Origin of the sequence: Brevundimonas sp. (assembly GCF_030656255.1) — a bacterium.
Classification (GTDB): Bacteria; Pseudomonadota; Alphaproteobacteria; order Caulobacterales; family Caulobacteraceae; genus Brevundimonas.
Window position 1 is genome coordinate 1 of record NZ_JAUSOE010000132.1, and the last position, 3,978, is coordinate 3,978.

The window sequence follows — 3,978 nt, forward strand, 5'->3', positions numbered from 1 at the left end:
AGTGGGTGCCGAAGTTGCGGTCGGTCAGCAACATGGTGATCGCCCCCGCCAGCACCGGCAGCGACAGCAGCAGCAGGAAGGCGGTGATCAGCACCGACCAGGCGAACAGCGGCATCCGGTGCAGGGTCATGCCCGGCGCGCGCATGTTCAGGATCGTGGTGATGAAGTTGATCGCGCCCAGGATCGAGCTGGCGCCCGCGACGTGCAGGGCGAAAATGGCCAGGTCGAAGGCGGGGCCGACGTGGCCCGTGGTCGACAGCGGCGGATAGGCCGTCCAGCCCCCGCCGAAGCCCTGGCCCGGGCCGCCGTCGGTGAACATCGACAGCACCAGCAGCACCCAGGCCGCCACCAGCAGCCAGAAGGAGATGTTGTTCATGCGCGGGAAGGCCATGTCCGGCGCCCCGATCATGATCGGCACGAACCAGTTGCCGAAGCCGCCGATCATGGCGGGCATGACCATGAAGAAGATCATGATCAGGGCGTGGGCCGTGACGGTGACATTATAGCCGTGCTTGGACTGCTCCACGAGACCCAGCAGTTGGATCGACGAGCCTTCCTTGAAGATCTGGATGCCCGGCTCGGCCAGTTCCCAGCGGATCAGGCCCGACAGGGCGCCCCCGACCACGCCCGCCATGATGGCGAACAGCAGATACAGGGTGCCGATGTCCTTGTGATTGGTCGACAGGAACCAGCGGGTGAAGAAGCCCGGCTTGTGGTCGTCGTGGTGATGGGCCTCGGGCGCGTGCAGGGTGTCGTGGGTCGAGATGATTGCGTCAGCCATGGAACTGCTCGCCTCTTACTGGGCGGCCGGCGCGGCGGAGGCCGCGGCGGGAGCGGGTTGAACGGTCGGCGCCGTCGGCGTCGTCGCGGTCTGGGCGGTGGGGGCGCCGGTGGTCGCGCCCGCTTCGGGACCGGTCGTCGCCGTTCCGATCACGGGGGCGCCGGTCGTGCCGGCTTCGACCTGAGCCGCAGTTCCGCCCGGCGCCGCCTCGGGCGTCTTCGGCGTCATGGAGCCGCCCTTGGAGGCGATCCAGCGTTCGAACTCGGCCTGGGTCACGACATTGATCTGGATCGGCATGAAGGCGTGATCGACGCCGCACAGTTCCGAGCACTGGCCATAGAAGACGCCGGTGCGCTCGGCCTTGAACCAGGTCTCGTTGACCCGGCCGGGCACGGCGTCGGTCTTCAGCCCGAAGGCCGGCAGGGCCACGGCGTGGATCACGTCCGAGGCGGTGATCAGCAGACGCACCGTCTTGCCGACCGGCACCACCATCGGCTCGTCGGCGGCCAGGCGATAGACGCTGTGCGACAGGCCGCGCTCGGCCAGTTCGCCTTCCGGCACCATGTTGGAGATATATTCGGCCACGCCCTGGTCGGGATATTCATAGGCCCAGTTCCACTGGTTGCCCGTGACCTTCACCGTCAGATCGGGTTCCGGCATGTCGTGATAGGCGAACAGCAGGCGGAACGAGAACAGCGAGATCCCCACCAGGATCACCACCGGCAGCACGGTCCAGATGATCTCGACCGTCGTGTTGTGGCTCCAGCGCGCGGGCGTCGGATTGGACTTCTTGTTGTAACGGAACACGATCCAGGCCAGCAGGCCCAGCACCAGCAGGGTGATGCCCGTGATGACGGGCATCAGGACGATGTCGTGGAACCAGATGGCGTCGTGCTTCAGCGGCGCGGCGGCCGGCTGCAAGCCGATGCCGCCCGGCGTGGGCTGGCCCATCAGATCCTGCGCCCAAGTCGGCGCGGCGGAGAACAGAGCGATCCCGACAGCCGTCGTGGCCGTGGTCGCTCCCGCCTTCGCTCTTCTCAGGGCTCGCGTCCCCATTCCCATACGAAGTCCCCATAATGTCTTTTTGCAGCAGAGACTTGCGAGTGAATCGCAAGTCTTCGCGCGGGCATGTTGGTCCACCCGGCACTTGCTTGAGTCCCTATCGGATCGCCTCCCGCTTGCCAAGCGATCACGGCCCCCTCGCCGCAAACCGGCCTCAATGTCCGGCCGAACCGCGTTGGATTAAACCTTCGTCATGTTTAAACAGGTACCTTGCGTCACAAGGTACCTTGTCGTACTCAATCTCCATCAGAGGAGAGATCGAGGTGACAGAAACCATCGAGATACAGCTGAAGAAGGGGGTTCTGGGACTGTGTGTCCTGGCGCTTCTGAACCGGGCGGACAGCTACGCCTACGAAATCGCCAGCCGCCTGTCGGACGCGATCGATATGGGGGAAGGGACCATCTACCCCCTGATGCGCCGGATGCAGTCGGACGGACAGGTCGAGACCTATCTGGTCGAATCCTCATCCGGCCCGTCCCGCAAATACTATCGCCTGACCGACGCCGGACGGACGGCCCTGGCCGCCCAGACCGTCGAATGGTCGGCCTTCACCAAGGCTGTCGACGCCGTCCTGGCGAACGACACGAACACGATCCAGACGCCGGAGCCCCAGGCTGCCGACGCTCAACCGGAGGGAGAGGAACAATGACGCGCGCGGAATTCATCGCCCGTCTCAGAAGCGGCCTGGTCGGCCTTCCGACCGCCACGGCGACCGACATCATCGCCGACTATGAGACCCATTTCGCCGACGGCCTGGCCGCCGGCCGCACCGAGGCCGAGGTGGCCGCCGCCCTGGGCGATCCGGGCCGGCTGGCCCGCGAGTTGAAGGCCGAGGCCGGGATCCAGCGCTGGCGCCAGGAGAAGAACCCCTCCGCCGCCGCCGCCGCCGTCTTCGCCGTCCTGGGCCTGGGCGCCATCGACATCCTGATCCTGCTGCCCATCCTGATGGGCCTGGTCGGGACCATCTTCGGCTTCTTCATCGCCGCCATCGCCCTGTTCTTCTCGGGCGGCGCGGTCATGGTCGCCGGTCCCTTCGCCGGCTTCCCCGGCGGGCCCTTCGCGGCGATCCTGATGGGTCTGGGCCTGATGGCCGGGGCCGTCTTCATCGGCGCCCTGCTGACCATCGTCACCATCTGGCTGGTCAACGGGATCGTCTGGTTCGCCCGCCTGCACTACCGGCTGCTGAAGCCGGCGCTTGAACCCCAATCCGACGCCCAATCCGAAACCACGAGCACGGGAGGCTCGCTATGATCCGCACTCTGTTCATCATCGCCGGCGCCGCCCTGGTGCTGTGCATCGTCACCCTGGGCGGCGCCGTCGCCCTCGGCGGCCACGATCTGCAACGCCACGGCTGGGCCTGGACCTTCAAGGACGACAACGGCGAAAGCGTCCGCTTCGAACGGGTCAAGGGCGGCGGGACCGACGATCTCGGCCCTTTCACCACCCGCACCCTGGCCTGGACCGGCGGCGAGGCCCTGACCATCGATTCCAGCATCGACGTCGAATACGTCCAGGGTCCGGCCAATACCGTGGTCATCACCGGTCCCAAGGGGCTGACCGACCGGGTCACCCTGACGGACGGCCGCCTGTTCATGGGCGACGGCGACGAACGGATCGTGTTCGGCTGGGACAACGGAAACTTCTCCGCCCGGTCGGAACGCGACGAACTGCGCGTCGTCGTCACCGCCCCGAACGTGCGCCGCTTCGCCTCCAACGGCTCGGGCGACCTGGACATCACCGCCTATGACCAGCCCGCGATGGCCCTGTCGATCTCCGGATCGGCCGATGTCACCGCCGCCGGCCGCACCGACGCCCTGGATCTCGACATCGCCGGTTCGGGCGACGCCGATCTCCGGGCCCTGGACGCCAAGGACGCCAAGATCGCCATCGCCGGCTCCGGCGACGCCGACATCGCCCCCACCGGCGACGTCCAGGTCCGCATCGCCGGCTCCGGCGACGTCACCCTGGCCACGCGCCCGGCCAAGCTGACCAGCGAAATCGCCGGCTCCGGCGACGTGTACCAGAACTGAAGGACCAGACCCTCCCTCGCTTGCGGGGGAGGGTTCGCGACTGCATGAAAGTGGTGCGGGGCTGAACCTTGCAGCCCCCCTCCGTCACGGCGCTCTGCGCCGCG

5 protein-coding genes are annotated in these 3,978 nt (G+C 67.1%); 3 read left to right on the top strand and 2 right to left on the bottom strand.

The features are described 5' to 3' along the window. A partial coding sequence (locus tag Q7J26_RS13270; protein ID WP_304936880.1) for a cbb3-type cytochrome c oxidase subunit I occupies positions 1-781 on the bottom strand: 781 nt, incomplete at its 3' end. 15 nt (positions 782-796) lie between these two features. After that, a complete protein-coding gene (coxB, locus tag Q7J26_RS13275; RefSeq protein ID WP_304936881.1) occupies positions 797-1,843 on the bottom strand; it encodes a cytochrome c oxidase subunit II in 1,047 nt (348 codons plus the stop codon). A 263-nt stretch (positions 1,844-2,106) separates the two neighbouring features. Here coxB and Q7J26_RS13280 point away from each other — a divergent pair, with 263 nt between their 5' ends. From Q7J26_RS13280 to Q7J26_RS13290, 3 genes are read left to right on the top strand one after another with little or no spacing between them, the layout of a single operon-like run. Then, complete coding sequence (locus Q7J26_RS13280) at positions 2,107-2,493, top strand: PadR family transcriptional regulator (RefSeq protein WP_304936882.1); 387 nt, start codon at positions 2,107-2,109, stop codon at positions 2,491-2,493. Further along, a complete protein-coding gene (locus Q7J26_RS13285; protein WP_304936883.1) occupies positions 2,490-3,095 on the top strand; it encodes a DUF1700 domain-containing protein in 606 nt (201 codons plus the stop codon). Before Q7J26_RS13280 ends, Q7J26_RS13285 begins: the two co-directional genes overlap by 4 nt. Beyond that, the gene (locus Q7J26_RS13290; protein ID WP_304936884.1) at positions 3,092-3,874 is read left to right on the top strand and encodes a GIN domain-containing protein; all 783 of its coding nucleotides are present in this window, start codon (positions 3,092-3,094) and stop codon (positions 3,872-3,874) included. The genes Q7J26_RS13285 and Q7J26_RS13290 overlap by 4 nt, the downstream gene beginning before the upstream one ends. The last annotated feature ends 104 nt before the right edge of the window (positions 3,875-3,978 follow it).

Bases quoted from the DNA above. Each gene is read 5' to 3' on its own strand.
- coxB (WP_304936881.1), bottom strand. From the start codon at position 1,843: ATGGGAATGGGGACGCGAGCCCTGAGAAGAGCGAAGGCGGGAGCGACC.
- Q7J26_RS13285 (WP_304936883.1), top strand. From the start codon at position 2,490: ATGACGCGCGCGGAATTCATCGCCCGTCTCAGAAGCGGCCTGGTCGGC.
- Q7J26_RS13290 (WP_304936884.1), top strand. From the start codon at position 3,092: ATGATCCGCACTCTGTTCATCATCGCCGGCGCCGCCCTGGTGCTGTGC.